We start from the raw sequence: 24502 nt of genomic DNA on the forward strand, positions 1-24502 counted from the left end.
TGTCCCTGTTCTTTCGCGGTTGAGTGGTTGTGTTCCGCCCGCTTTCAGATCCTGTCATTGCACACTCCTCGAATCGGACACCAGATGCACAGAATGCGAGTGCTGTCAAAACGGAAGTTCTTGTAAGCGGTTCCGCTGCCACCCAATATTGCGTCCAAAGTTGCAACTGCCCATAATGCAGCGTGTTCTTATTGGTCAATTGCTGCGAAGTCCGAGCAAAGTCAGTCAACGAGCAACAAGGCCGGTCGAAATCGAGACGCAACCGCCCACAAGGCGGCAAATAACCAACCGCCAAGTCCTGACTCTCTCTAATTACAAGTTCGCCGACCGAAAATCGACATCGTAGTCTGATGGCATCCAATCCATATCAACCATCGAACGCGGAACCATCGCCTACCAAGTCGATGGGTTTCCCACGCCTCAACGGCTTCGCGCTCGGTGTTCGCGACGGACTGGTGTTGTCGATCCCCTTCATGGCAATAGTCGCTTCGGTTGCTTGGACTTACAGCAGTTCAACCTTCTCCATCCTCCGATCCGTGGTTGTGATTCCAATGATCTGGGCTCCCTGCTCTGGGATCGTCGCTGAGATCAAGTATCGCCGTCGCGTACCGAACTCATCGGAACGTCGTTGGATTCACTTGCCTGACAATGGTACGATTGTTGACCCTAACGATTGACATACAAAGCGGCGAACCATGCGATGATACGGAGCGGCGGTGGTCGCCGTTATGGCAGTGGTTGATTCTTTCGCCGCCGCCCGCATATCGCTACCGTTCGTCCGACTATAATTAATTTCAACCCGATTCACCGAGGTAAACGATGTCTGACGCCGCCTCACAACTGCTAGCAACATTTGAATCGCTACCCGCGAACGAACAGCACGAATTGCTGATCGCGATGCTGCGCCGCAGTGGCGAATTGCCCGATACGATTGTTTCAGACGACCAACTTGTAGAGATCGCTGACGAGCTTTTCCAAACGCTGGATGCCGAGGAATCTGATGGCGACGTCTCCATCTCGCGGTGATGTATGGCTGGTTGACCTCGGCATGGCGGCAAAGGTTCGACCTTGCTTGGTGCTGAGCATTCCCGCGGACGATGACAACGACCGCGTATTGACGACAATTATTCCGCACACTACCAGCACGCTGGATTCACGGTTTGAGGTTTCGTCGAATGTACGGTTTCTCAAGCCTGGCGCGTTTGACGCGCAGAACACTGTCACGATTCCGACCGTGAAGTTGATACGGCGCCTTGGACGGTTGCCAGATACTCAAATGACACGCGTTGAGCAGACTGCTAAACTATGGCTTGGATTTGACACCGGTGCCTGACAATGCGGACGAACCAAGAATATCGGGATAGGGGCCCGGTTGCCCGGGACCCCTCCCACAACACCTAGCATGCGGGTCCGCACTAGATCGATGAATACAGTGCGTTTCGCCTCAAGGATGCAAGCGATAGCCAGCACTCTTCAAGAATAAACAAGCCCTCAGCGGCCAGATACTCGTTGGATAAAGCTCACTGGACACCTGACGTCGTGGAAAGACGCTCTGCCTGCCAACCAACACGAGCCCTTGCCGCTCATCGCAAAGCCACGAGCGACACGATAAGACACGCCCAACGACATCAGTTTCTTCAGACGGGTCTTCGATTTCCGCCACTGTTTCCAGTAACAGGCGCGTACCCGACGGCCTGCGTTGATCAGTTTTGGGGCATTTGTCCAAGTTGGTGAACGTTGTCTTCATTTGATCCAACGCGAAGTACCCTAACCAGCCCCGTGCGTAGGATGCGAAAGCCTTGTAACGCAATTCCATCGAGACGCCGCGGTTTCTACGAAAGATCTCCGAGGCACGCTCTTTGACCAGACTCCAACCGGCCTCGTGCCGGTGGTGAATCCGACTGACTGGCTACGACACCGCAGGCCAATAGCAACTCATCTCCCCACTGGCCTCGTGCCAGTGGCAAAGGGACGAACGCGACTTGAGATGGCCAGTGATCGTCCTTGCTTCCACCGGCACGAGGCCGGAGGGGAGCCAAGAGAATCGACCGCTTCTATGTAGCTCATCAGTCTTGCTTCCACCGGGCCAAGCCCGGATGGAGAGCGAGGAAGCATCAGAGTTCATCGGTGGTTCGTTCCTTGTCTTGTGACGTTCAGGCCTTTGTGTCGCCGTTGGACTCGGCGGGTCACTCCTATGCCTTCTGCTGCCGACTTCGATCGTGGGTTCGTGTTACCACGGCCCACCCCGCGTTGGAGCAAGCTCTACTAGCGGGCACAGGATGAAGTCCTCCCCAAATAAGGGACGTCCGTTTGGTCGATGGGGGCCATCGATTTTCACGGACACGTGATCTGTCCCCGTCACTGTATTCATTGCTTGTTGGGCCACATCTACCTGTGCCCTGCTTTTCCGGTTCGGTTTCGCTGTCAGCAGCCAGCTCACCTAGGGTCATCGGCCTCAATGTGATTTCTGTACCACGTTGCTGCAAGCTGCGCGCGAACCTGACGGGGCTTGGCGTGGATGTGGACGGCACGAGTAGCCGTGGGAATTCTGTCCGATTCAGTTCTCGTCGAACCGCACGTTCCTCTGGCCGGAGCCGTCTTTACGAGCACATCCGCAGGCTTCCTCCCCACGGTTTGTCACCTCCCCGCAGTTGCCCTCGCCTCGTACTCTCTTCTTTCGGATTTACATTTGGTATCCTGTCTCCTACTGGAAGTTACCGGAACTAAGTACAGGGGACTTTCACCCCACAAGATCACGCCCATGTTGGGCGTACTGCACACGGAGCACGGCTTGCGAGGTTTCACAAATGGAAAGTCGTCTCTCCGTGCCCGGTGACGGCCGCCGTTCTGCGTCGAATTGAACTTTTGACACGATGTCGCTGAAAGACAAATCAACCGAGATTCAACGACTCATCGACGCATTCGATACCGAAGCGGCGAAGTTCCACGAGCTTGAGTTTCACACATACCATATCACGCAAGGAGGCGGCCCGATCCTCACTCGTAAGTTCCGGCAGCCCAGTCACGCCATAATGCTCTGGCAATACTATGGCGCTCTCGACAGTGATGCGGAGATCGAAAACTTCGTCGCAAATCTGCAATCCACCAATACCCAGTGGGGCGTTCGTGGTGCAGCCGTCACCTTCATGGGGGTACTCGAGGGCGACGCAACACCTCTTTTCGTTCGCATGGCCGCCCGCGCTGGCAGCCTGTTCGACACGGGGGAAGCTGACTACATCAAATCACGCGTCGTCTCCGAACTGCAAAGTAAGGAGACGAAGATACGGCCAACGTCGGCCGTCAACGAAAACCCAATCGCAATCTGGCTCAATTACCTACTGTACCACCTCTCACTTTCCAATCCGGGTCGGGACCGGGCTCATCGTATTGAACCCGACGCATTCTCGCTGTCGTTGTTGGCGCTTGAGCGGCTTGCCACCGAGCAGGCAATCGTGAAATCTGACCGTTCCACGCGAGACATCTCGCAATTGCAGTTCAGGGTTGCCGTCTCCTTTCCGGGAGAAAAACGCCGATACGTTTCACGCGTCGTAGACGTGTTGCGCAACGCATTGGGAGCCGACAGCATCTTCTACGACTTTGACTATCAAGCTCAACTCGCACGTCCCAACCTAGACACACTGCTACAGAATATTTACCGCAAGCAGTCAAATCTGGTTGTGGTATTCTTGTGTGCCGAGTATGCGAAGAAAGATTGGTGTGGCCTTGAGTGGCGTGCGGTACGCGACATTATCAAGTCACGAGACGATGGCAGCGTAATGTTCGTCCGCTTCGATGACGCGGAGATCGACGGCGTTTTCTCGATCGACGGGTACATTGACGGTAATCGAAACACCACCAAGCAAGTTGCTGACTTCGTACTCGAACGCATCCACTGACAATAAGGGACGCAGAACAAAGCCGTAAACCGGAGCACTCATTCACGCGGCAATTGAAATCAAAGTCTTCCGTTCGTGCCCGGTTACGGCAAACGTTCTGCCATGGAGACGCGTTCACTTGGAATTTGACAACATCTACAACGTCACGTCGTCACTGAGGCAGAACGACGGCCACAAGCTGACACTCAAGTATCTCGACCAGGCGCACACTTATGCGGGCATGCTCGAAGGCACGCCCAACCGAAAGGCAAATGATTGGGGGATTGAAACTGATCTGAATTACGCGTCCCAATACCGCTTTTCGATGGGCAAACCATACCTAGTCGAACCGAAGCGACGCGACTATCTACGCGAGCCCGGCGATATGGATCGCGTTCGCGAACGAACATCGAAGTATCCGGCCGAGTGGGGACGTGATCCGGAATGGTTGCCGCTCGTACGATGCATCGGTTGCTTCTTTTCGACGACAACAAGCAGGAACCCCACGAAAGACATGTCCTCATTGACTGTTGTGTGGTACAAAAACGATTTCGCTTACCCAATTGATGATGGTATACTCGCTGATATCCGGTCGCTGGACTGGGATCGCTGGACTGGGATCGCTTGGCGACCGACTTTGAATACTGAGAAGAGGCAGCAATGCCGGAGATTAGCCGCTTTCTCGGAATCGCGATCCGCATGTACTACCGCGATGAACTTGCCGAGAATTGGGAACTTGCTCGGCAGGAACAACCTCTGAATCGAATTGATCCGCTGGAGTAAACTAGTGTTTCTACACGTTACCGCCGCCCGTCACGTCCGCGACCACATTGTGGAGATTGCATTCAACGATGGCACTGCCGCACACATCGATCTGTCAAACTCGCTAGACGGGCCAATCTTCGAGCCATTGAAGGACGTTGAGTACTTCCAGTCGTTTTCGATCGAGGGCCATACAATCGCATGGCCTAACGGAGCGGATTTCGCGCCGGAATACCTTCGATCGCTTGCTCCAGCGGGTGTAAAGTCGTAACCATCCGAGTTGGACATGCGTCGCGTGCCGCTCGCACCATGTTTAGCCGCAACAACCTTCGCCAAGTACGGTCAACCGCTACACAGTTGGCGAACGCTTATCACGCCATACCTTGCCGCTGTCGATCAGCTTTATCAGTGGGATGAACCGTGGGATGGTCCGAAGACGGTATGTTGCAAGGTATTTCTGCGACCGCCTTCGGGGTCGATTGCGGCGAGGTTCTACGCACCGTCGGTGCGCTGTCGCGACCGACGGCTACCTTCTGTGACCGACTTCGCGGTCAACAAAAAAACCGCAAGCTTGTTGGCTTGCGGTTGCTGTTTGCATCGTGATGCCGGTGACTTCGTCAGGGAGAACGAATTCGCCAAGCGTGCTGGTCAGAATCCGATGCCGATCGAAATTCCGCTTCGTCCGTATCCGTAGCCCGAGTAGCCGAACCCTGGATAACCGACGCCGTAACCTCGATTGCTACGGTACGGTACACCGATTCCATACGACGGATAGTAGCTGCGATAGCTGCTGATCGGTGCCCGATAAGAATACGAGGGGTAGTACGCGCTGCGACTGCGAGTCACACCGTACGATGGATAGTAGGCGCTTGTGTGGCCGCCGTAGTATCCGCGTGAGTGACAGTGGTCGGCTTTCGCTTCGGAGCCGGTGTACACGACCGCTGCGACGGCAATCGCGCCGACAATCAATGCCTTCTTGAACATCTGTTTCTGTCCTTGTGTGGGAGGTCTCTGTGTGGGAGGGTCTCAGCCCGGCAGATTCGAGCGTCAAACTGCTTGCCGATCGACTTTGCGCGCTGAGTGACTCCAGATACTCTGCATTCGCTGGACCAAACCAAGCCGGCACGGCCGAAATCACGTCCAGTGCCGTAAATAAGCCTTTTTCCGGCACGAGATCGATCAAAAAGCCAAAGCAAGGCAGAGTCGAAATGACTACAGAGCCTCAGGAGTGTGGTCAAAATGATGGCGCTCCTGTGCCGGGTGGCTTCAGATTGAGATTGTGTCATGCCCGCGGTTTTATGCGCCGGATCACCCGGTCGGTGGAGTACTCGATCGATAGATGATCCGTAGATCATTATCCATCTGCGTGGTCTCGACCAAGCGAAAGCGCGGTGCCTGGGCGAGCATCTTGAATCCGTTTCCGCCGATCGGGCCCAGGGCGGTGGCTCCTCCGAAAAGCGTATTGCCGAGGTAGATGTGACATTCATCGACCAAGTTTTCGGGGCACAGGAAGCTGCCCATCATTGTGCTGCCACATTCCAGCATCACGTTGGTCATCGATTGCTTACCCAGATGCGTCAGGCCGGCATGGATCATTTGCGAGGGATCCGAATTTTGGCAACGAAAGACCGCTGCGCCCGCATGGGTCAAGCTCGCCAAATGGGACTCATCGATCGTGTCCGAAACGATCAGCAGCACGGGCGCTTGATCGATCGTTGACATCAACTTGCTTTTCAAGTCCGGCAAGCGATGTCGGCAGAACACGACACGTGTCGCGACCCTCGATGGCTCGATGGATGTGCCGTCGTTGTCTGTATTTGAGAGTCTGGCGGTGAGTGTCGGGTCATCGGACTCGACGGTCCCCATGCCGGTCAGGATGGCATCGACGCGGGCGCGTAATTGGTGAACGGATCGACGGGCGGTTTCACCGGTGATCCACTGGCTCTGGCCGGAGACGGTGGCGATTCGTCCGTCCATGGTCATCGCCCATTTGGCGATGACCCAGGGAATGCCGGATCGGATCCTTTTCAGATAGGGCGCGTTCAATTCCGCAGCATCAGCACGCAGCAATCCGAGATGCACCTCCACTCCGGCTTGACGCAGTCGTTCCAATCCGCCGCCGCTGACTTTGGGAAAGGGGTCGTCCATTGCGACGACGACACGACGGACACCGGCATTGATCAGGGCATCGACGCAGGGCGGGGTTTTGCCGTGGTGGCAACAGGGTTCCAAGGTGACATACGCTGTGCAGCTGTTGGCTGTCGCTGAATCGGTTAGAGACCGCAGTGCCTGGACTTCGGCATGAGGTCCGCCGAACGATTCGTGGTAGCCTTGACCGATGATTTGACCGTCCCGAGCCAAGACGCATCCGACCATCGGGTTTGGCTCGACGTGTCCTTGTCCTTGTTGGGCAAGTTGCAGAGCCAGCCGCATGCAGTACTCGTCAAAGACCCGCTGGTCAAGGTTGGGCTGATCGGGTTCGGGTTGATCTGGGTTGGGGGGCGTGTCACTCATTCATTGGGCCGCTGCTACGTTGTTGTGGGCACACCTAGACGCGGATGATTCACGCGACTCCATACAGTCTACGCAATACGGTTGCATGAAACGTTTTACGCGGATTGGCACGAAAACAGGCTGCGTCTATCACCGCGTCTAGCGCTGGACTGCTCAAAGTATGGTGTCGTGTCTTTTTGGGTTTGCGCAAGTCTATGTCCCTACTGCCGGCGCAGCTGGTAGCCCCGGTGAGCCTCAGGCGCTAGCCGTGGGCCTGAGGCGGATTGTGGTGCCGGCCCACGGCTAGCGCCTGAGGCTCACTTTGATTGCGATGCATGGAACGAAAACATGGACTGAAAAAACAATGTCAAGCCTAAACTTTGAGCATTCCAGCCTAGCGCTATGATCACATCCAGCCATGGGCATCAGTCCATTCCTGGAACCCACAGTTTGCTGCCACCGTCACCGCTAGCAGGAGAACCTGCGGCGGGTGGGTTTGGCGAGTCGGGAGTCCACAGCCCTGATGAGCTGGACGCCGCGGGCGAGGCTCCCGGCGCGGGCCCCGCTGGGGATCCTTGGCGGAGCGAACCGTCGGGGCGAATCAGTCCTGCCCGCATCAGCAATTGTTGCAGTTGAGCCATGACTTCCGGATTATTTCGGTAGTTGGCATCGATCTCACCGATGGTGGATTTGAATCCTGCTTCGTCGCCCGTGCTCAAGTGCAGCTCGAGCTTCATCATCAACAGCGAGGCGAAGGGCAGTTTCTTTTCTTTTGCGAACGCGATAGCTTCTTCAGCGATCGAGCCGGCTTGGGCAGTATCCGACACGGCCGACAGCCAGTACATGTAGCATTGCAGCTTGAGGACGTTTTGATCTTCGGACATGTCCGTAGCAATCAATTGCTTGGCGACTTTGGCACCCGTGCTGCGGACTCCGATCGACTGACATTGGCTCAAGATATACCAGAGTTCTTCGATTCCGAGTGACGAGGTGTCGACTCGGAACAGATCCTCATTGTGGACGCCTTCCTCGACATCTGCATTGGTGAGTTTGATCTCGGGTAGCGGAGCGACTTTGGCTCCGTCTTGGATCGCGGCGATCACTTGCGGCTTGGACGCGAGCGCTTCGTAGCTCTCAACGATCCGCACAACGGTGGTGCGTTCGAGCAGCAACGAGTCGTCGTCGGCGGTGTCCGCGAGCGAGCGACCGCCCAGGATCGGCAGTTGCTGGGTCAGAACGGATTTGGGCAAATGGATGTTCATGAACCCGAGCACGATCGCTTGGATGTCCTCCATCGATCCCTTGCGGAATTGATACGCGGGGCGGCTTTCGCAGGCATCCAGAAAGGGGATCGAGCCGAACGGTTTGGAGTCCCATGTCACATCGCCGATGACTCCTGTGAGAACGTTCTTGATTTCCTCGACGTCAGACTCGAATACTTCGATGGCCTCCACGCATGCGGCGCGATCGGTTTGTCGACCGTAGACCAAGACGATGGCTTGGGAAACGGGGATGTCTTCCGCGGCGGGCAGTTCACTGTCTTCGCCGACCTTGGGACGATCGGCCAAGCGGAACACGGACCTCGGCGGCACTTCTTCTTCGCTCGTGATGAATTGCCGAGCCGTCTCGGGTGGCAGTTGGATGAGCCGATCGCTGGCGATCAGAGCCAGTTCGACTTCGTCCGCGTTTTCGATCTCTGCGAACAGTTCGACGGCGGGGATTGCGATGTCGTCTGTGGGTTGTGTCAAGGCAGCCAACGCGCGATATCTACAGCGTTCGTCAAAGCTCAACGATTCGCACTGCGACAACTGCTTCAGCATCTCGCATTGCTGTTGCATGTCGGCTCGCCAAACGGCGCACAGGAACAGTCCCGACAGAACGGCGGGTTCACCAACCACGGTACGCCTGAGTGATTCAAACTTTGTCTGAGCCAACAAGACCTTGTTGCTTCGCAGCAAGCTCAACGCTTCGTCGAAACGTTCGCCCCAATCCGCGTCGGCGGGGCGTTCGATCATTGCCGGCACAGCTTTCTGTCGGTGGTTGAGCGAAGGCGCGGAGTCCAATTGTGCCAGGAAGCCTCGGACCTGTTCGTTGTCGTATCCTTGAGCATACGCGGACAACATGGCGTAGACGCGGGCCGACAACACATTGCCTTGTTGGGCAAGCACCATTGCGAGCATCGAGGACACGTCCATGACGAAGGAGTCGACATTGCGACCGCTTTCATTCAACGCTTCCAGTAAACTCTCTGTCGCGGCGGACACGTCAGCGGAAAAGATCTTTGCCGCCGCGCGCTGTGTCAACGCCAGCGGATTGCTCGGTTGCAGGCGGATGAATCGGTCGGCGTTTTCGGCCAAGGAGTCGTATTCCCTCAGGTCCATCAGCAGGCGGCCACGCAGTGCCAGCGCCCAGGCCGCGTCGGGATGCTCCTGCAAAATGTTGCTCAATCGATCCAAGGCGGGCACCAACTGACCGCCTTCGAACATCGTCAGCACTTTTTCCAGTTCGCCGACGGAGTCCTTGCACTTGCAGAATTTGATTTTTTTGCCGCTGCCGCAGGGACAGATCGAATATTGATCGACACTCATGAGGTGTTGCCAGAACGCAGGAGAGGATGGAAGATCGAAGCACGAATGTACCATGTGCAGATGATCCGCCCCATCCCCCGGTCGCCGAAATCACTCGAGTTGAGAATCGTAACGCAAGATCACTGACCGCGATTTCGTTAGAAACTTGCGGGCAAGACGGCCAGTCCGGTCGCTGAGGGATCAGGGTTTGCCGAGACCGTCCAGCGGCTACCGTTGAGCTGGTAGTCGATCCGATAGAGCACGGCGGTGCCGCGAACGGTTTGCGTGTACTGATAAGCTGATGGGCTGGGCGGCTGCCCCGATTCCAGTCGCTCGCACGCGACGGCCATGACGGCCACGGGGCCGGCGATTCGATCTTCGCTCAGCATGCGAGCCTGTTCGATGCGTAGTGCCGAAGCGAGATGACGTTGGTGCACTGCGGCAAACGCTGTCGTTGTCAGGATCAACATCATGACGATCAGCATCACGTAGCCGTCGCGTCTCTTGCTCTGCTTGCGTCGTTTCGTCATTCGTCTCATGGCACGTCCGCGGTCACGAAGAGATACGTGTCGGAAAAATCTCCCAACGCGAAATCGATTTGGATTTCGATCTCGCCCGCCATGGGTTCAAAGTTTACCGACTCGACATGTTGAGCGACGACAAAACTCGTGGCCGTCGTGGAGTCGGTACGAATGAGCTGATCGTCCACCAAGCTGTACGTGATCACGCGATCGGGTCCGAGCCAATCCGGATGAGCATCCCCGTCGCCGTCGAAACAAAGCTGCAACTCATCGGCGGACGCAATGCGACGTCCGACCAACTGTCCAAGTACACGGTCGCCTTGTGAATCGTCCAGCGATGCACCGCCGAAATCACGGCGCAGGGACTCGATCGCCAAGCGGGCTTCTGCTACCACCCTCGTCTGGCGAATACTGCCCGCGATGTGACGAGTCATGTCCACCGCCACACTGCTGGCGGTCACCGTGATCACGGCGACCATCATCGATCCGATCGTGACCTCCAGCAAACTCATGCCGGCGCGGCGGTGGCGAGTTCGTTTTGGTTGTGATGCTCGCGTCATGGTGCCGGTGGCCTTTCGACTTCGTCCAGAATCGCAGTCATGCCGCCGGAGTCACTGAAAGTCGTGGAAATCACGCTGAGGGATTTTCTGGAACGAATGCAGACGGCATCCGCACGTATCCGTTGACGTTCGTTGTATCCGTAGGATTGGAAGATCAACACGTAGACGTATCCGCCGTTGTGCCTGTAGGTTCCCAATCGATCCCAGCCGACTCCGTCGTATTGGACATCGGTCGGGGGTGTCGTTTGATCGATTGTCGGCGTGATTTGGTAGCTGCCATCGGCGTAGACATAGTATCGAACGGCGTTGTGGTTGCTGCTCCGCGCCGGATAGGTCACCAGCACTTCGATTTCGCCTGCCGGAACGTCCGCCACATTGAAAAATGCGTATCCAAATCCATACGTGTCCGGTGGTGGAGTGTACTGATGAATGCTGCCGCGATAACCGGGACCACTTCGCAATCGCCAACCGTCAGCCGACCCGACACTGGGATAAAACGAGACCGCTGAGCTGTCCGAGTTGTCCACGATTCTCACGAAGTCCGTGTGTGGGATCGGTGACTGCTTGGGCGTCACCACATCGCCGATGCTTGCGTAGGCACCAAGTTTTTTTTGCCAAGGCGAACCGGCTTCGTTCAACACAGCGACGTTGGAGCTGGGCAGAACTTCACTGAGTCGCTGCGTCTGCTTGGTCTGGACGATGGCGATCGAGTAGAGTCCGCCGACGCCGATGGCCAGCATGACCATGGCGACTTGGATCTCGAGATACGACGAGCCTCGACGCGACCGCGGATGCTGGGTTCTCTGCAGCAGGGGTTGCCGGAAATCGGTTGATACGACAGCCATCTAGATCCCCGGAGTGAGAACGGGGCTCTGTCCCAGTGCGTTTGCCCCGCCTTGAACCGAACCGGTGATGGCCCCGGTTTCATCCGTGGAAAAGCTGCCCTGCCAAGCACCATTGTAGATGCTTTGGCCGGCCGCACCGATCTGTCGTCGCGTGGCCGTCGCGGTGAAGCCATCGGCATCGCCCGTCGTGGCGAATTCATAGCGACGTGATGCATTGGTGAGGTCGTCGTCGATCAAGCCGGCAGCCTGCAGGGTCTGTAGATCGGGCGCGTAGGTGCGATTCTCCAGCCAGTAAAAACGTTGTGCCGAGTTGATCATCCGCAGTCCGGCTCCGGCCAAATCCGCGTGCGATTGTTCCATGGTCTGGATCACACTCGGGGCGGCAAAGGAAACCAGGATGGCCAGGATCGTCATCGTGACGACGATCTCGATGAGCGAAAACGCCGTTCGGAAAGTATCCTTGCGTCGAAAAAGATGGATCGTCATTTCACGTTCCCCGCCATTTCGAACATCGGGATGTAAATCGCCAGCATGACGACACTGATGACGGCGCCCATGATCATGATGATCAGCGGCTCGGCAAGCTTCGTCACGCGTGCCATGAACGCTTGTGTTTTTTCGTTGTAGTAGGGCGCGATTTCTTCCATGACTCGCCCAAGCTGTGCGGATTCTTCGCCGACGCGAACCGCGTTGACCATCATCCCGGTGAACAGCCCCGATTCCTCCAAGCCATCGGCCAGAGAACGTCCCGCAGCCATCCGGTTGCGTGCATACTCGATCGCATCTCGATACGGCGGTTGTCCGGCAAAGACGTCCGCGACCGTCTGCATCGTCTCCAGCATCGGAACACCGCTGCGTAGCAACAAGGCCAAGTTGGATGCGAAACGGTACATCGATGACTGGATGACCAAGTCACCGACGATCGGAATCGCCACCATGATGCTGATGGCTCGACGACTGCCCGCTTCGGTTTTGAGCCATTTCCTCAACATGAAAACGCCCACGCCGACGATGCCCAAGACATACAGCCCGTACGCGGCGACGTAATCGCTGATGTCCAGGACGAACATGGTGATGCTGGGCAGTTCGGCACCCATTTCTTTGAACATGCCGCCAAAGGTCGGTACGACGAACCACAGCATTGCCAAGACGACCAGGATCGAAACAAAGACGAGGACGCAGGGATAGATCATCGCGCCGATGAATTTGCTACGCGTATCGGCGGCTTCACGGATCTGGCGATTCAAGTCCACCAGCACTTCGTCCAACTTGCCGGTCGCCTCACCGGTGGCAATCATCGCCACCCAATGCTTGGGAAACATGTCCGAGGTGGCGTCCAAGGAACTGTGTAGCGGTGCACCGGAGGCGACCCTCTCTGCGACTTCCTCCAGATTGTCTCTCAGCACGTCGCTCTGGTTCTGTTCGGCAGCCATTCGGATGGCGCGTAGCAGCGGCGTTCCGGACGCCAGCAGCGATCCGAACTGTTGAAAGAAAGTCATCTTGTCGTCCAAGCTCGCGCGTCGGTGTCGTTTCGCGGACACACGGGCACGGGCCAAGAACCAAGAGTTGAGTGACATTGCTGGGTGGGTGGGTCAGGTAGGTGGGGAATCGCGTTGGGCGATGTCGTTGCGGCAGCGGCCTGCTGCCGCTGGTGGTGTTGTCTTTTGGGGGACGACAAATCTCATTGAACAGCTTTCACTGTTCTGATTTCATTGAACAGCTTTCACTGTTCTGAGCACAAGCTGATGGCTTCCTCGATACTGGTCAGTCCTTCGATGACCTTGGCTGCGGCGGCGTGGGACAGCAACTTCATTCCGTCGGCGACGGCGATCCGCTGCATTTCCCCGACCGACGCGTTGGCCTGAATGGCGTCTTTGATGGCCTGATTGATCCGGATGACTTCAAAAACTGCCAAGCGTCCTTTGTATCCCGTATCTCGACAGCGGCTGCATCCACCTGCGCGGAACACGGGCACGTCGCGAGGGATTCCGAAGCGTCGGCAGGATTCGACGTCGAGCTGGTAGGGGACTTTGCACTCGACGCACAGTCGGCGAACCAATCGCTGAGCGATCAGCAACCGCAGGGTGCTGGCCAACAAGAACGGCTCGATCCCCATGTCCTTCAACCGCGTCACGCTGCTCAGCGCGTCGTTGGTGTGCAGCGTCGAGAAGACGAAGTGTCCGGTCAGCGCGGCCCGCATGCAGATTTCTGCGGTCTCTCCATCTCGAACTTCGCCGACCATGATCACGTCAGGGTCTTGCCGCAGGAAAGCACGCAGCGCGCTGGCGAAGGTCAAACCGACTTTGGCTCGCGTTTGCACTTGGTTGATTCCTCCGAACTTGAACTCGACAGGATCCTCGACGGTACACAGGTTTGTCTCACCGTCGTTCAGTTCGTTCAAGCAGGAATACAGCGTCGTGCTTTTCCCGCTACCGGTCGGCCCGGTGACAAGCATCAGACCGTGTGGACTGCGAATCGACTCCGACAGGTCACGAAATTGGCGGGCGTCCATGCCGAGTTGGCTGAGGTCGTGCGGCAGCGCGCTCTTGTCCAGCACCCGCATGACGATTTTCTCGCCGAACACCGTTGGGCAAGTATTGACTCGCATGTCGACACGGCGATCCGTGCTTCGCAGTGCGATCGCGCCGTCCTGGGGAACGCGTCGCTCGGCGATGTCCATTTTGCTGAGCACCTTCAGTCGGCTGACGACCGAATTGAGCAGTGGCAATGGCGGCGGAGTGATTTCCGTCAACATACCGTCGATACGCAAACGCACGCGACATTCGTCTTCGTAGGGTTCGATGTGAATGTCACTGGCGCCCGTCTGCAGGGCTTGCTCAAAGATTCCGTTGACGTAACGAATGATCCGGCCGTCACGTCCCGGTGGTGGTGCTTGGTCCAAGTGGATGACTTCAGTCGCTTCCTGGGCGGTCTCCGAGTCCAGGTCCTCCGACTCGTCGACTTCTTCGAAATTGGTCGTGGTGGTCGAGGCGGTTGTCGTGCTCCATGAGCCTTCCTCATAGAGCAGGTTGAGCAAACGCTCGATGACGTTGAGCGGTGAAAACATCGGTCGCATCTGACGACCGGTCAGCAGCTTGATCTCATCAGCCAACAGCAACGAATCGGGTGAGAATACCGCGACCTCCAGCACATTGCCGTCATCACTCAGGGGGGCGATCAAGTGATCGCGACAGAGTCGATTGGGCAAGACTTTGGCGATTGCGGGATCAACCGGGGGCGGTGCGTCGGCGGGCGGATCAAATAGCGGCACCAAGTAGTGATCCGCGTAAGCCTTTGCGATTTGCGTTTCGTTGGCCAATCCGTATCGGATGATCGATTCCTCGATCGTCACGTCATCTCGACTGGCTGCATTCCACAGTTCCTCCAAACGCTCAGGATCCAACTGATCAATGGAGTTGAGCAAGCGAACAATCAGGGGATGCTGCTGACTCATTCGCGACAGGGTTGCTTTTGCGTTGGCCATAGCGATTCAGCTTCACAGTGGAAGGTTAAAGGGGAGTTTGATCGGGAGATCCGGCGCATCAGCACCGGGTCGTGTAGCACCGGGTCGTGAATCGACACCGTTGTCGAGCGTGGGGTTTGTGTTTTGTGTCGGGCTGCTATCAGAGTCCTCATCGGCTTGCCACGTTTGGTCCTGCCGATGTGCGGAACCCTTGTCGGACGAGGAACGACTGGGTTGGGACATTTCCGCTATGGCACGCCGTGCACGCGGTTGTCGATAGGGACGAAGTTTGATTTCCAGCGGGCCGCTGCCCAGTACCACATGGTCCGCGGCGACCGACTGCACGGTGACGTTCTGGCCGTCGACATCGATCTCATCTCCGACCACACGTGTCTTGCCGTTGATGACCGCCCACCGCCGGCCGCCTATTTGTGCGATTCCCGCAAGCATCAGCTCGGAACGCACGAGAGATTCGCTGGGGTACTCGATCGAATCGACGACCACGAGGTCTGGTCGTGACGAGACTGGTTTGGGTTTCGCGGTGACCAACACGGGTTGGAAGGGATCCTTTTCTTGTGAAGCAATCCCCACCGGAGGCTTCAAGTCATCCGGTTTCCAACGGACCGTTTTTGCACGGACCGCATTGTCTGCAAGGTCCATCGGGCGATCGGCCGGCCAGCCGAGATACAACGCCGCGCAGAGCACCAGCCCGGGAGGTCCCAATTTCTGAACGATCGGGTTCATGAGTCTGACCTCAACACTCGAATGGACAGTTGCATTGTCGGGAGCGAGTTGCTTCGCTCGGAGGGGCTGATCTTCAGCGATTCGATTCGGACCAAGTATTGCTGCGATTCGATTCGGTGGAGCAACTGGTGTAGGGATGCAAAATCACCTGCCACATTGAGATTGACGCCAATGGTGTCCATGGGCCCCAGGCTCTGAGGTGCTTCTGCATTGATTTGGATCAGATCGACCTGTTCGGATTGAACCAAGTCGAGCAGCATGCCAGTTACGATGTCGTTGCTCTCTCCACGCAACACATGCGGCTCCACCGCCTCCATGCGATCTTGCAACAACAGCATCTCTTCCACCGTTTGGACTTTGGCTTTCAACTGAGTCAGTTCTCGCTGTTCCCGCTTGACACGTCCGTGCAGTGGTTCGCTGATGGCAAAGAACATGATCACGACGGTGGCGATCGCAACAGCGGAACGCATACGAAACGGATCTCGCAGCGTCTCGGCAACTTGGGCCAGTTCTTCGCGAATCGATTTCTTTTTCTTTGCCATGATTCCCCCTATCGACCTTTATTTTGTTGGGTCAGCACGACGGCGAACTCGGCACCCGACACACCCGTCGCGGGTGACGTGGTGCGTCGCAGATCGGTCAGTTCTACGGAGTCAAAGTACTTGGCCACACTCTGGATGGACTGCACCGATTCGGCGAGTGATTGCAGCGACTCGGGTAATGCGCCGTCGTCGTTCAACGCGCATTCGGCGTTGAGAATCAGAGTGGTCGGTGCGGTCTTGATGGCCTTCTTTCGCTTTTGCGTCATCGCGTTGGTGCCATGGATGGACGTCAGGCGAGTGCCGTCGGGCAGCGCGGCGGTGACGTCCGAGAGCATTTCGCTCCACAACACACGCTTGTCCAGAAACTGGCTGACCGACGTTGCTCGGGCATTGAGCTGATCGCGTTGGGAGTTGGGGTTTGTTGAGTCATGAACCTGACTTGGTGCGGTGCTCAGCAGAAACACCTGCTCATTCTGGACATCGCCCAGTCGAATCCACAGCACTCCCGCCAAGATGCACGCCGCAGTGATGTAGGCACAGATTTCCTTGTAGGGCAGCACGCGGCTAAATTTTAACGGGTCGCGGTGTTGGCGAATAAAGTCAAACTCGTCGTCTTGACCCGCCAAATAGCTTTCCACCAAACAACGTGCCACGTCGTGTCCGATCATCGATGGCGTATCGACCCAGCGATAGTCCGGTGGCAAGTTGTCATCGAGCCATTGACGGTCGATCAGTTTCTTGAGCTCAGGGCGTCCATGGATCACAACCGTCTCGGGCGGTCGATCTAATCCACACGCTTTGTAGGCGGCCTCGACACTCCGTGCGATGGAGATCACTCCGGTACCTTCGTCGCCCGCAGGCAGTGGCATGCTCTGCCAATGCACCGGACGAGAGCCGCGACTGATCACAGCCAGCAGACTGTTCTCGCCCATGAACACCCGAGTGATCGAGACGCCGCGTCGCTCCCGCCCCTCATGCTCCGATGCGACACCAATCAGGCTTCGCGCAGCAGGTTCCAGTCGTTGCAGCGAATGAATCGTTTGAGCGACCGCGTCACGGATCTCCTCGACGCGTTGCTTGGGAACTGCGACGATACCGACCAACGGTCGTCGGTCGGCTTGCCAGTGGATGACGTCGATCGCCATCTCATCCAAATGCGATGAGCTGCTACGAAGCGATTCGCGTAGCAGGACGCGTGGGGAGGCCGTCGCTGCACCCGAGGCGATGGGACGGGTCGCAAAGTAGCATTCAGCCGTCGGGATCGCTCCCAAAATGGATGTCGGAGTGTCGGCGACACCCAGTTCTGCCAGCAGACGCAGCAGGGCACCGTGCACGTCGTTGTCGATGACATCGACGATGGCGTTGCGATGTCGGACACGACCAAACGCGGTACGGGTGGCGCGACATCCGTGCAGATGCCTGCGGCCAAACAGAACGCCGACCGCGTTGTTCAATGAGCGTTCGCTCTTGGTCGTCATGGTTCAATTTCCCCACCGGCGTGTGCAATGCCGGACTTGCGACGTGCAAATCCCGGCATCGGCCTTTCACAAAAAAAGAGCGATCCGCTGTGCCTTGCTGGATCGCCCCCAAAAACTTGTTATCGATCTCACGCGATAAGCGAGACCGAGCCGTGCACAGGAACTGTCCTCTGCACGACTCCACTCACCCAGTCAGTTGACTAGGTGCTCTGCGGGTTGATGTCGGTGTCGATCGTGCTATTCGCCGCGTCGTAGCCTTCCTCAGTAAATGTCACGGTATAGGCCCCGTAACCACTGCTGCTGCCGCTACGTGTCAGAGTCAGTGTCCAAGAATCTTCCAATGATCCGGTTCCGCCTGCACCAGCCGTGCCGACCGCGAAGTACTTCGGAGGAGCTTGCTCCATGTCCAGTTCAGCCAAGTCGCTCGCGTAGGTGCCCTGACGTGCTTGGTAACGCTCTTGAGCGGCCCGGACACTTGCCAGGTACTTGAACGACTCCGATGCCTTGCTGCGTTCAACACTTTGCAGCAGACGTGGGACGCCGAATGCGGCCAAGACTCCGATGATGATGACCACCACCGAGAGCTCCACCAATGAAAAACCTTTGCGAGAGCGACGTTGTTGTAGGGCGATTGTTTGAGCCACGAGTTGGGTCTCCGTTGAGTGCTACGTAAAAACGTTTGTTGTTTCTGAAATGGCTTGAATCACACACGTTGTTGTGACACGAGGCTCGCGATGTACCGCGGCTCATTGAAGTGATAGGACACCGCGTAGGTCGTGCCGGAGAAGTGAACAGAAATCATGCATCCGTGTTTCATGGCCGCTATCCCGTGCAGGATCTGTAACGATTGCATCAATAGCAGCGACCATAGGCATTCAAACAAAGAAATCCATGTTGCTAGCATTCAACATCGCATGGATTTCGGTAAACCAGGCAGCCTAGGCGAGTGTGTAAGTCTCCGAAAACTGACTTGGTGTTTTTTCGGTAGATTCGTTAAACTCCCGAGGCATTGCTGCCGGAGGGATCCGAACGCCTTGAGTTCAGGTGGTCATTTCACGTTGCATGCTTGGCCATTGAGTCATCTCATTGGTTCATGCACGAAGCTGACGACACGGAAGCATTCGGTGGCAAGAAACGCAGCGCACTCACATGCCTTTGCCGGGCACGCGACACAGTCAAGGATTGGCGGCAGCCGCCGCAGGGAGGGAATCCATGCCAGCCGAGTCATCAAAAAACCTGTCATCGAAGAAACAGTCATCCACTGCCGAATCATTCCGATTCGTTCACGCCAGCGACTTTCATCTGGAACGTCCACTGGGCGATCTGGATGAACTGCCGTCCCATCTCCGCGACGCGATGGCGATGGCGCCGTTCACCGCCGGCGATGCGATTTTCGAAGCGGCTTTGAGCGGCAATGTGGATTTTGTGGTGCTCTCGGGCGATTTGCTGCATCCGCAATCGGCCGGCCCCTACGCGATGTCGTGGCTGCTCAATCACTTTGAAAAGCTCGGCGCGGCGAAGATCCCCGTGTTCTGGGCCGCGGGTGTCGCTGATGATCCGGCCAAGTGGCCCGATGCGGTGCCGTTGCCACCCAACGTGACATTGTTTCCCAAAGACCGCGCGACCAGCACCTACGTCACACGGGCGGGACGCACGATTTGCGAAGTCATCGGGCAGAGCAGCGATGGCAGGTCGTCGTTGCACGTACCCAGTTATGAGATTCCCACCACGGATGATTTCACCGTTGGTGTGGGATATGGAACGTCTCGCGCCGAGGCCTTGGCCGAAGCCCGAATCGACTATTGGGCGTTGGGGGGAAAACACAATCGAACAGAGATCGACGGCGGTGCAACATCTGGCGCTGTTTATTGCGGCACGCCACAGGGCCGTGATTTGAACGAGCATGGTGCCCACGGATACTCGATGGTGGAGGTTGATGCGGATCGCAACGTACGTGTTCATGAAATGCATTGTGACGTTTTTCGCTATTGCCAAATCGCCATCGACCCTGAGGACATTGCCAATGTCGGTAACATCCGCAATGCCATGGGCGAACGCATCGCTCGCTTGCAGCACGACAACGGCGGACGGCATTTGATCTTGGGTTGGGACATCACCCTGCAAAGCGGTGATCAACTCCAATCGATCGGTGATAGTCAAGAGTTGCTTGCGTGGTTACGGCAACAGCATGGCCATGGGACGCCGTCGGCATGGACGGCGAATCTACGGGTCCGACCGCCAAAGCAATATCCAAAGTCTTGGACGGAAGAAGACACGATTCTCGGGGACTACTTGAGGATCGCAGCGGACCATCGTCAGAAAGACGGCAGTGATCTGAATCTGCTGGCGATGACGGAACAGCACGAAGCGTTGCCCGCGACGACTGCGAGCCTGTTGGCGAGCATTCCTGCGGGCGGTCAAACCGAGGTCATGGAGCAAGCGACCCTGCTGGGAGCAGAGTTGCTGCGTGGCGGGAAGCCTTACTGGGTGCAGAAATCATGAAAGTCAAAGACATTCAAATCGACGGTTTTGGAGTTTGGACCGGCCTCTCGGTCGATTCACTCTCGGACGGCATGACGCTGTTCTATGGACCCAACGAAGCCGGCAAGACGACGCTGATGCAGTTCATCCGTGCGATGTTCTATGGCTTTACCCCAGGGCGTCGGGAAAAGTACCTGCCGCCTCTGCACGGTGGAACTCCCGGCGGTGCCCTTCGTGTCACCGGCCCCGGCGGTGGTTATGAGATTCGGCGGCACAGCCAGCTTTCCGGTGAAAGCGTCACCGGGCAATTGACCGTCACCGGCAGTGACGGTCTCTCTCAAGGCCAGCATCGCCTGAACAGCTTGCTCGGCCAAATCGACGAGCCGATCTTTACCAACGTGTTTGCGATCGGCATGCGAGAGCTGCAGGAGCTCAGCACGCTGGACGACACCAAGGCCGCCGATGAACTCTACAAACTCTCCAGCGGACTGGATCGTGTTTCTCTGGTCGATGTCATTCGCTCGCTGCGAGAGGGACGTCAGCAACTGATCGGCGAGTCACGCTTTTCCAGCGACCCCGACATCGCCAAGCTGGCCGGCTTGATTCAAAAACGCGACCGCTTGCGAGACGAGGTCCAGCAACTCAGTAGCCACAGCCGCCGCTGGAACGAACTGGCCAGCCAGCGCCGTACGCAGTTGCAAGAGATCAACGACTTGACCGAGCGGATGGGTAATTGGGAAAAGGAAGCCCGATGTGTGGAGGCGGCGATCAGTGTCTACGAATCATGGACACGTCGCGACGAACTGCGTGAGCAGATCAAGTTGATCGAAGTCGACGCTCGCATGCCCGATGAAGCCCCCGGAAAACTCGTACAGATCGACGCCACGATCGAAGACCGACGGGCAAAGCTGGAGGAAGTCAAACAAAAACGACGAGCACTGCGTGAAAAGTCGGAGCAGTTGCCCGTCAGCAAACGCATGCTGGATTTGCAAGGCCGCATCGAAGCCGCCACCGAACAGGCGACATGGGTGGAAGCCCTCGAGGAGCAAATCGAAAAGGTCGACCAACAGATCCTCAAAGCTCGTAGCCAACTGACGATGGACGCCGATCGCTTGGGACTGGACCAGTCCGATCGAGAATCATTGCTCGAAGGCGAAACATCTCAGTTACCCGATCTCTCGCGTCAAACACTGGCCGCCCTGGCAGGTCCGGCCAAACGTGTCAAAGAGCACGCCTTCGCACTACGGCAAGCACGCAACGAGGGCGCTGAACACAAGAAACGCTGCGAGCAGTACGGCGAGCAACTGACGGAAGTGCTCGAACGTGCGCACGCGTCCGAACTGCAGCAAGCCATTCGACGCGAGACGGATGTCATCAGCGCGCTGAAACATCGCCTGCAATTGGGCGAGCACCTGGAAAAGCTAAAGCGTCACTATCGCAGCTTGGAAAACGAATCGGTCGACTTGACCACCGCCGAAGTCCTGCCGCTGGATCGCTTGCTGCTGCTTGCACTGCCCTTCATCGTCGGCGGCAGTTGCCTTGTCTACGCATTCTCGCACTTGACCGGCCTGAGCTGGTTTCTCAGTGGTGAGCCCGATGCGACGACCGGTGTCCTGTACATGATGTTCGGCACCTGTGCTTTGTTGGTGTATTTCATCAGCCGACAAAATGGTCAACGGTCCACCCTCGGAGACTTGGAGGACTGTGATCGGCAAATCGATACCCTGCGACGCCAAATTCGAGAGATCGAAGCTGAGCGGGATAGTGTCGATTCGAACTTGCCCACCAGCAGCCAATCGATCGAAGTACGGATTCGTGAATCGGAAAGTTTGTTGGCCGAACTGGAGGCATCGCTGCCGGCATACCACGCCCATCAAGCCGCATCGCAGTCCTACGACAATGCCCGTCGTCGCGCGACCAAGGCAGCCGACCAGCTCAAACAGGCCAAACGCGAGTGGGCGTCTACCTTGGAGCAACTGGGCCTGGCCGAAACGATGTCGCCCTCCAGTGTCCGTAAGTTGAGCGAAGGCTACGAGACGTTGCAGGCCAGCCTGCGTCGCCTGGAAGAGTTGCAAGCCGAAAAGGATCAACGGCGTCGCGAACGCAGTAGCATCGCCAAACGAATCGAAATGCTGTACCTGGAAGCGCTGGAGATCAACGAAGAGTCCGCCGCCGCGGAACGAAAGAAATTCGCCGACGACGACCTGGAGGATTCCGTCGCAGATTCTCGCAAAGAAAAACGCCAGGTTGCCATGTCGATCGATGGCCGGAACATCGATAGCCGGAACATTGATAGCAGAAACATTGACGGCAGAAACATCGATGGCAGGGACAAACGTGCCTCGCGTCTGGGGCCGCTGGAGCAACTGCATCACCTGCAAGAGGAACTTTCGCGTCAGAATCATTGGATCAAGCGACGTCGCGACCTTCGTGAACAAGACCAGCAGTACAAACGCCAGCAGTCGGCTTACGCAAGGACGATCGAGCGGAGCGAACAGCAGCGACGTGCCTTGTGGGCCAAGTGCGGCGTGGCGACTCCGGAACAGTTCTATCAACTGCTGGACAACAAAGCCGGCTTGGTGGAACTGAAAAAACAGTTCAAGGACATCGACAAACAAATCCGTTCGATGATCGGCGCCAACGTGGACTACGACGTGGTCCAGCGAGAGATCACTGATACACAGTTGCCGGACTTGGAGAAACGTTGGGAAACGATCACGGGTCGGGTCAGCGAAACGGAGACACGCATCGGAGTGTTGCGGACTCAACAGGGCGAACTGGCCGCCGAGATGAAACACTTGGCCGACGACAAACGTTTGATGACCGCCCAGTTGGAGCTTTCCTGCGTCGGTCGACAAATCGACTCGGTCGCGCGCCGCTGGCAGACACTGGCAACGGCCAGCTTTTTGGTCGAAGAAGTCTGTGGGAAGTTTGAACGTGAGCGTCAGCCCGAGACTCTTCGAGAAGCCTCGTCGTTTCTCTCCCAACTGACCGATGGCAAATACACTCGTGTGTGGACGCCGTTGGGAACCAACCAACTGAATGTCGACGCGCACGACGGATCGTCGCTTTCACTGGATGTTCTGTCACGCGGAACCCGTGAAGCCGTCTTCATTGCACTGCGTCTTTCACTCGCCGCAGCGTACTCGCGTCGCGGTGTGATGCTGCCGTTGGTGCTGGACGATGTCCTGGTCAACTTTGACGGACAACGCGCCCTCCATGCTGCAGAAACGTTGCGTACGTTTGCCGAACTGGGGCACCAAGTGTTGATGTTCACTTGCCACGAACACATCGTCGAGATCTTTCACTCCATCGGTGTGGAAGTCCGCCAGATGCCTCCGCAGGGAACTCCGGGTCGGGCGACGATTTTGGAGCCCACGCTCATTGAATACGAGGAAGAAGAATACGAAGAGGAAGAAGAGTACGTCGAAGAAGAGCCGGTGTACGAGGAAGAAGTCGTCGCCGAGGCACCGGTCGCCGAGTCACCGGTCGTCCAAGAGCCTGTGGTTGAATTGCCCGTCGTCGAGAAACCCGTTCTGCAAACGCCTCCCAAGCCGGCACCACAGCCCGATCCAAGGCCGGCGCCCAAGCCGGAACCGGTGCGTGTCGTCGTGGAGCCTGAGCCGCGTGTGATCTATGTCGAACGGCCTCGCGAAGAACCTAAACGTCCTCGTGCCCAGCCGATTCGAATCGTGGAACCCGAGCCGACCGCTGCAGACGATTACCTGTTGGATGAGCCCGACGAAATCCGCCCCCAACATGCTCCGTCGATCGGCTGGGCTTGGTTCGAACGGGAGTCGATCGCGGACGCCCAACTGCCAGTGGACGAGTTTCTGACGCCGCAGCCCGTCTCATCGAAGTTGCCGATCGACCAGCTGTCTACCGAACAACGAGCCGCTCAAGCCTTGAAGATGGCCCACCACGCCATCAACAGGGAGTGGTTCGGACATGAGATCTCTGCCGATGAGCCAGCCGACGCGGCGGCACCTGAAGAAGTCTGGAACCGCAACGGCTCCTGGTGGGACGGTGCACAAGTCACCAAACCGTCCGCCTGATGGGGCTTGTTGAGATAGTCGTAGGTTGGCCACTCTTGGCCGACGTTCAATACTACACAGACGGGCAAGAGTGACCATCCTACGGTCTTTCAATCCCCGGCACGGACAAATCAGGC

General features: G+C 57.1%; 22 protein-coding genes. 8 read left to right on the forward strand and 14 right to left on the reverse strand.

Annotation, left to right across the window (positions count from 1 at the left end):
- Window positions 1-350 precede the first annotated feature (350 nt).
- The 3 genes from Pla52nx_RS03300 to Pla52nx_RS03310 all read left to right on the forward strand — a co-directional run bounded on the left by Pla52nx_RS03300 (window position 351) and on the right by Pla52nx_RS03310 (window position 1333).
- The gene (locus tag Pla52nx_RS03300) at window positions 351-677 is read left to right on the forward strand and encodes a hypothetical protein (protein WP_146518264.1); all 327 of its coding nucleotides are present in this window, start codon (window positions 351-353) and stop codon (window positions 675-677) included.
- A 142-nt stretch (window positions 678-819) separates the two neighbouring features.
- Complete coding sequence (locus Pla52nx_RS03305; protein WP_146518265.1) at window positions 820-1026, forward strand: hypothetical protein; 207 nt, start codon at window positions 820-822, stop codon at window positions 1024-1026.
- The gene (locus tag Pla52nx_RS03310) at window positions 1001-1333 is read left to right on the forward strand and encodes a type II toxin-antitoxin system PemK/MazF family toxin (RefSeq protein ID WP_146518266.1); all 333 of its coding nucleotides are present in this window, start codon (window positions 1001-1003) and stop codon (window positions 1331-1333) included. Before Pla52nx_RS03305 ends, Pla52nx_RS03310 begins: the two co-directional genes overlap by 26 nt.
- Window positions 1334-1444: 111 nt before the next feature.
- Here Pla52nx_RS03310 and Pla52nx_RS03315 read toward each other — a convergent pair whose 3' ends face one another.
- Window positions 1445-1816 carry a hypothetical protein gene (locus Pla52nx_RS03315; RefSeq protein WP_231741683.1) on the reverse strand — a complete coding sequence of 124 codons (372 nt, stop codon included), beginning with the start codon at window positions 1814-1816 and terminating at the stop codon, window positions 1445-1447.
- Window positions 1817-2873: 1057 nt separating this feature from the next.
- Between Pla52nx_RS03315 and Pla52nx_RS03320 the strand changes: the two genes are divergently transcribed.
- The 3 genes from Pla52nx_RS03320 (at window position 2874) to Pla52nx_RS32860 (ending at window position 4908) form a co-directional block, all read left to right on the forward strand.
- Window positions 2874-3896: a TIR domain-containing protein gene (locus Pla52nx_RS03320; protein WP_146518267.1), complete on the forward strand. Its 1023-nt coding sequence runs from the start codon at window positions 2874-2876 to the stop codon at window positions 3894-3896.
- 639 nt (window positions 3897-4535) lie between these two features.
- Window positions 4536-4658: a hypothetical protein gene (locus Pla52nx_RS03325; RefSeq protein WP_261344224.1), complete on the forward strand. Its 123-nt coding sequence runs from the start codon at window positions 4536-4538 to the stop codon at window positions 4656-4658.
- 4 nt (window positions 4659-4662) lie between these two features.
- Window positions 4663-4908: a DUF2442 domain-containing protein gene (locus tag Pla52nx_RS32860; protein ID WP_146518268.1), complete on the forward strand. Its 246-nt coding sequence runs from the start codon at window positions 4663-4665 to the stop codon at window positions 4906-4908.
- A gap of 377 nt (window positions 4909-5285) precedes the next feature.
- On the opposite strand, the gene Pla52nx_RS03330 is transcribed toward Pla52nx_RS32860, so the two are convergent.
- The 13 genes from Pla52nx_RS03330 to Pla52nx_RS03390 form a co-directional block, all read right to left on the reverse strand.
- Entirely contained in the window at window positions 5286-5621 is a 336-nt protein-coding gene (locus Pla52nx_RS03330; protein WP_146518269.1) for a hypothetical protein, read from the reverse strand.
- Between the two features lie 324 nt (window positions 5622-5945).
- Complete coding sequence (ribD, locus tag Pla52nx_RS03335) at window positions 5946-7151, reverse strand: bifunctional diaminohydroxyphosphoribosylaminopyrimidine deaminase/5-amino-6-(5-phosphoribosylamino)uracil reductase RibD (RefSeq protein ID WP_146518270.1); 1206 nt, start codon at window positions 7149-7151, stop codon at window positions 5946-5948.
- Window positions 7152-7555: 404 nt separating this feature from the next.
- Entirely contained in the window at window positions 7556-9718 is a 2163-nt protein-coding gene (locus tag Pla52nx_RS03340) for a tetratricopeptide repeat protein (RefSeq protein ID WP_146518271.1), read from the reverse strand.
- A gap of 137 nt (window positions 9719-9855) precedes the next feature.
- Window positions 9856-10236, reverse strand: coding sequence for a hypothetical protein (locus tag Pla52nx_RS03345; protein ID WP_146518272.1), 381 nt, complete (start codon window positions 10234-10236; stop codon window positions 9856-9858).
- A complete protein-coding gene (locus Pla52nx_RS03350) occupies window positions 10233-10778 on the reverse strand; it encodes a hypothetical protein (RefSeq protein ID WP_146518273.1) in 546 nt (181 codons plus the stop codon). Before Pla52nx_RS03350 ends, Pla52nx_RS03345 begins: the two co-directional genes overlap by 4 nt.
- The gene (locus Pla52nx_RS03355) at window positions 10775-11623 is read right to left on the reverse strand and encodes a hypothetical protein (protein ID WP_146518274.1); all 849 of its coding nucleotides are present in this window, start codon (window positions 11621-11623) and stop codon (window positions 10775-10777) included. Before Pla52nx_RS03355 ends, Pla52nx_RS03350 begins: the two co-directional genes overlap by 4 nt.
- The gene (locus Pla52nx_RS03360) at window positions 11624-12109 is read right to left on the reverse strand and encodes a type IV pilin protein (RefSeq protein WP_146518275.1); all 486 of its coding nucleotides are present in this window, start codon (window positions 12107-12109) and stop codon (window positions 11624-11626) included.
- The gene (locus tag Pla52nx_RS03365) at window positions 12106-13200 is read right to left on the reverse strand and encodes a type II secretion system F family protein (RefSeq protein ID WP_146518276.1); all 1095 of its coding nucleotides are present in this window, start codon (window positions 13198-13200) and stop codon (window positions 12106-12108) included. The genes Pla52nx_RS03360 and Pla52nx_RS03365 overlap by 4 nt, the downstream gene beginning before the upstream one ends.
- 146 nt (window positions 13201-13346) lie before the next feature.
- Window positions 13347-15107, reverse strand: coding sequence for a GspE/PulE family protein (locus Pla52nx_RS03370; RefSeq protein ID WP_197454258.1), 1761 nt, complete (start codon window positions 15105-15107; stop codon window positions 13347-13349).
- 12 nt (window positions 15108-15119) lie between these two features.
- Window positions 15120-15830 carry a hypothetical protein gene (locus tag Pla52nx_RS03375; protein ID WP_146518277.1) on the reverse strand — a complete coding sequence of 237 codons (711 nt, stop codon included), beginning with the start codon at window positions 15828-15830 and terminating at the stop codon, window positions 15120-15122.
- Window positions 15827-16372 (reverse strand): GspMb/PilO family protein, encoded by a 546-nt coding sequence (locus Pla52nx_RS03380; RefSeq protein ID WP_146518278.1) that lies wholly within the window; start codon window positions 16370-16372, stop codon window positions 15827-15829. The genes Pla52nx_RS03375 and Pla52nx_RS03380 overlap by 4 nt, the downstream gene beginning before the upstream one ends.
- A gap of 8 nt (window positions 16373-16380) precedes the next feature.
- Window positions 16381-17850, reverse strand: coding sequence for a hypothetical protein (locus Pla52nx_RS03385; RefSeq protein ID WP_146518279.1), 1470 nt, complete (start codon window positions 17848-17850; stop codon window positions 16381-16383).
- A 200-nt stretch (window positions 17851-18050) separates the two neighbouring features.
- Window positions 18051-18494, reverse strand: a complete 444-nt coding sequence (locus Pla52nx_RS03390; RefSeq protein WP_197454259.1) for a type IV pilin protein — start codon at window positions 18492-18494, stop codon at window positions 18051-18053.
- Window positions 18495-19062: 568 nt separating this feature from the next.
- Here Pla52nx_RS03390 and Pla52nx_RS03395 point away from each other — a divergent pair.
- Complete coding sequence (locus tag Pla52nx_RS03395) at window positions 19063-20352, forward strand: metallophosphoesterase family protein (protein ID WP_146518280.1); 1290 nt, start codon at window positions 19063-19065, stop codon at window positions 20350-20352.
- Complete coding sequence (locus Pla52nx_RS03400; RefSeq protein ID WP_146518281.1) at window positions 20349-24386, forward strand: AAA family ATPase; 4038 nt, start codon at window positions 20349-20351, stop codon at window positions 24384-24386. Before Pla52nx_RS03395 ends, Pla52nx_RS03400 begins: the two co-directional genes overlap by 4 nt.
- The last annotated feature ends 116 nt before the right edge of the window (window positions 24387-24502 follow it).

Origin of the sequence: Stieleria varia (assembly GCF_038443385.1) — a bacterium.
GTDB classification, from domain to species: domain Bacteria; phylum Planctomycetota; class Planctomycetia; order Pirellulales; family Pirellulaceae; genus Stieleria; species Stieleria varia.

What these genes read in the sequence shown, in the direction of transcription:
- Pla52nx_RS03300 (WP_146518264.1), top strand. Translation starts at nt 351, where the DNA reads ATGGCATCCAATCCATATCAACCATCGAACGCGGAACCATCGCCTACC.
- Pla52nx_RS03305 (WP_146518265.1), top strand. Translation starts at nt 820, where the DNA reads ATGTCTGACGCCGCCTCACAACTGCTAGCAACATTTGAATCGCTACCC.
- Pla52nx_RS03310 (WP_146518266.1), top strand. Translation starts at nt 1,001, where the DNA reads ATGGCGACGTCTCCATCTCGCGGTGATGTATGGCTGGTTGACCTCGGC.
- Pla52nx_RS03315 (WP_231741683.1), bottom strand. Translation starts at nt 1,816, where the DNA reads ATGGAATTGCGTTACAAGGCTTTCGCATCCTACGCACGGGGCTGGTTA.
- Pla52nx_RS03320 (WP_146518267.1), top strand. Translation starts at nt 2,874, where the DNA reads ATGTCGCTGAAAGACAAATCAACCGAGATTCAACGACTCATCGACGCA.
- Pla52nx_RS03325 (WP_261344224.1), top strand. Translation starts at nt 4,536, where the DNA reads ATGCCGGAGATTAGCCGCTTTCTCGGAATCGCGATCCGCATGTACTAC.
- Pla52nx_RS03330 (WP_146518269.1), bottom strand. Translation starts at nt 5,621, where the DNA reads ATGTTCAAGAAGGCATTGATTGTCGGCGCGATTGCCGTCGCAGCGGTC.
- ribD (WP_146518270.1), bottom strand. Translation starts at nt 7,151, where the DNA reads ATGAGTGACACGCCCCCCAACCCAGATCAACCCGAACCCGATCAGCCC.
- Pla52nx_RS03340 (WP_146518271.1), bottom strand. Translation starts at nt 9,718, where the DNA reads ATGAGTGTCGATCAATATTCGATCTGTCCCTGCGGCAGCGGCAAAAAA.
- Pla52nx_RS03345 (WP_146518272.1), bottom strand. Translation starts at nt 10,236, where the DNA reads ATGAGACGAATGACGAAACGACGCAAGCAGAGCAAGAGACGCGACGGC.
- Pla52nx_RS03350 (WP_146518273.1), bottom strand. Translation starts at nt 10,778, where the DNA reads ATGACGCGAGCATCACAACCAAAACGAACTCGCCACCGCCGCGCCGGC.
- Pla52nx_RS03355 (WP_146518274.1), bottom strand. Translation starts at nt 11,623, where the DNA reads ATGGCTGTCGTATCAACCGATTTCCGGCAACCCCTGCTGCAGAGAACC.
- Pla52nx_RS03360 (WP_146518275.1), bottom strand. Translation starts at nt 12,109, where the DNA reads ATGACGATCCATCTTTTTCGACGCAAGGATACTTTCCGAACGGCGTTT.
- Pla52nx_RS03365 (WP_146518276.1), bottom strand. Translation starts at nt 13,200, where the DNA reads ATGTCACTCAACTCTTGGTTCTTGGCCCGTGCCCGTGTGTCCGCGAAA.
- Pla52nx_RS03370 (WP_197454258.1), bottom strand. Translation starts at nt 15,107, where the DNA reads ATGGCCAACGCAAAAGCAACCCTGTCGCGAATGAGTCAGCAGCATCCC.
- Pla52nx_RS03375 (WP_146518277.1), bottom strand. Translation starts at nt 15,830, where the DNA reads ATGAACCCGATCGTTCAGAAATTGGGACCTCCCGGGCTGGTGCTCTGC.
- Pla52nx_RS03380 (WP_146518278.1), bottom strand. Translation starts at nt 16,372, where the DNA reads ATGGCAAAGAAAAAGAAATCGATTCGCGAAGAACTGGCCCAAGTTGCC.
- Pla52nx_RS03385 (WP_146518279.1), bottom strand. Translation starts at nt 17,850, where the DNA reads ATGACGACCAAGAGCGAACGCTCATTGAACAACGCGGTCGGCGTTCTG.
- Pla52nx_RS03395 (WP_146518280.1), top strand. Translation starts at nt 19,063, where the DNA reads ATGCCAGCCGAGTCATCAAAAAACCTGTCATCGAAGAAACAGTCATCC.
- Pla52nx_RS03400 (WP_146518281.1), top strand. Translation starts at nt 20,349, where the DNA reads ATGAAAGTCAAAGACATTCAAATCGACGGTTTTGGAGTTTGGACCGGC.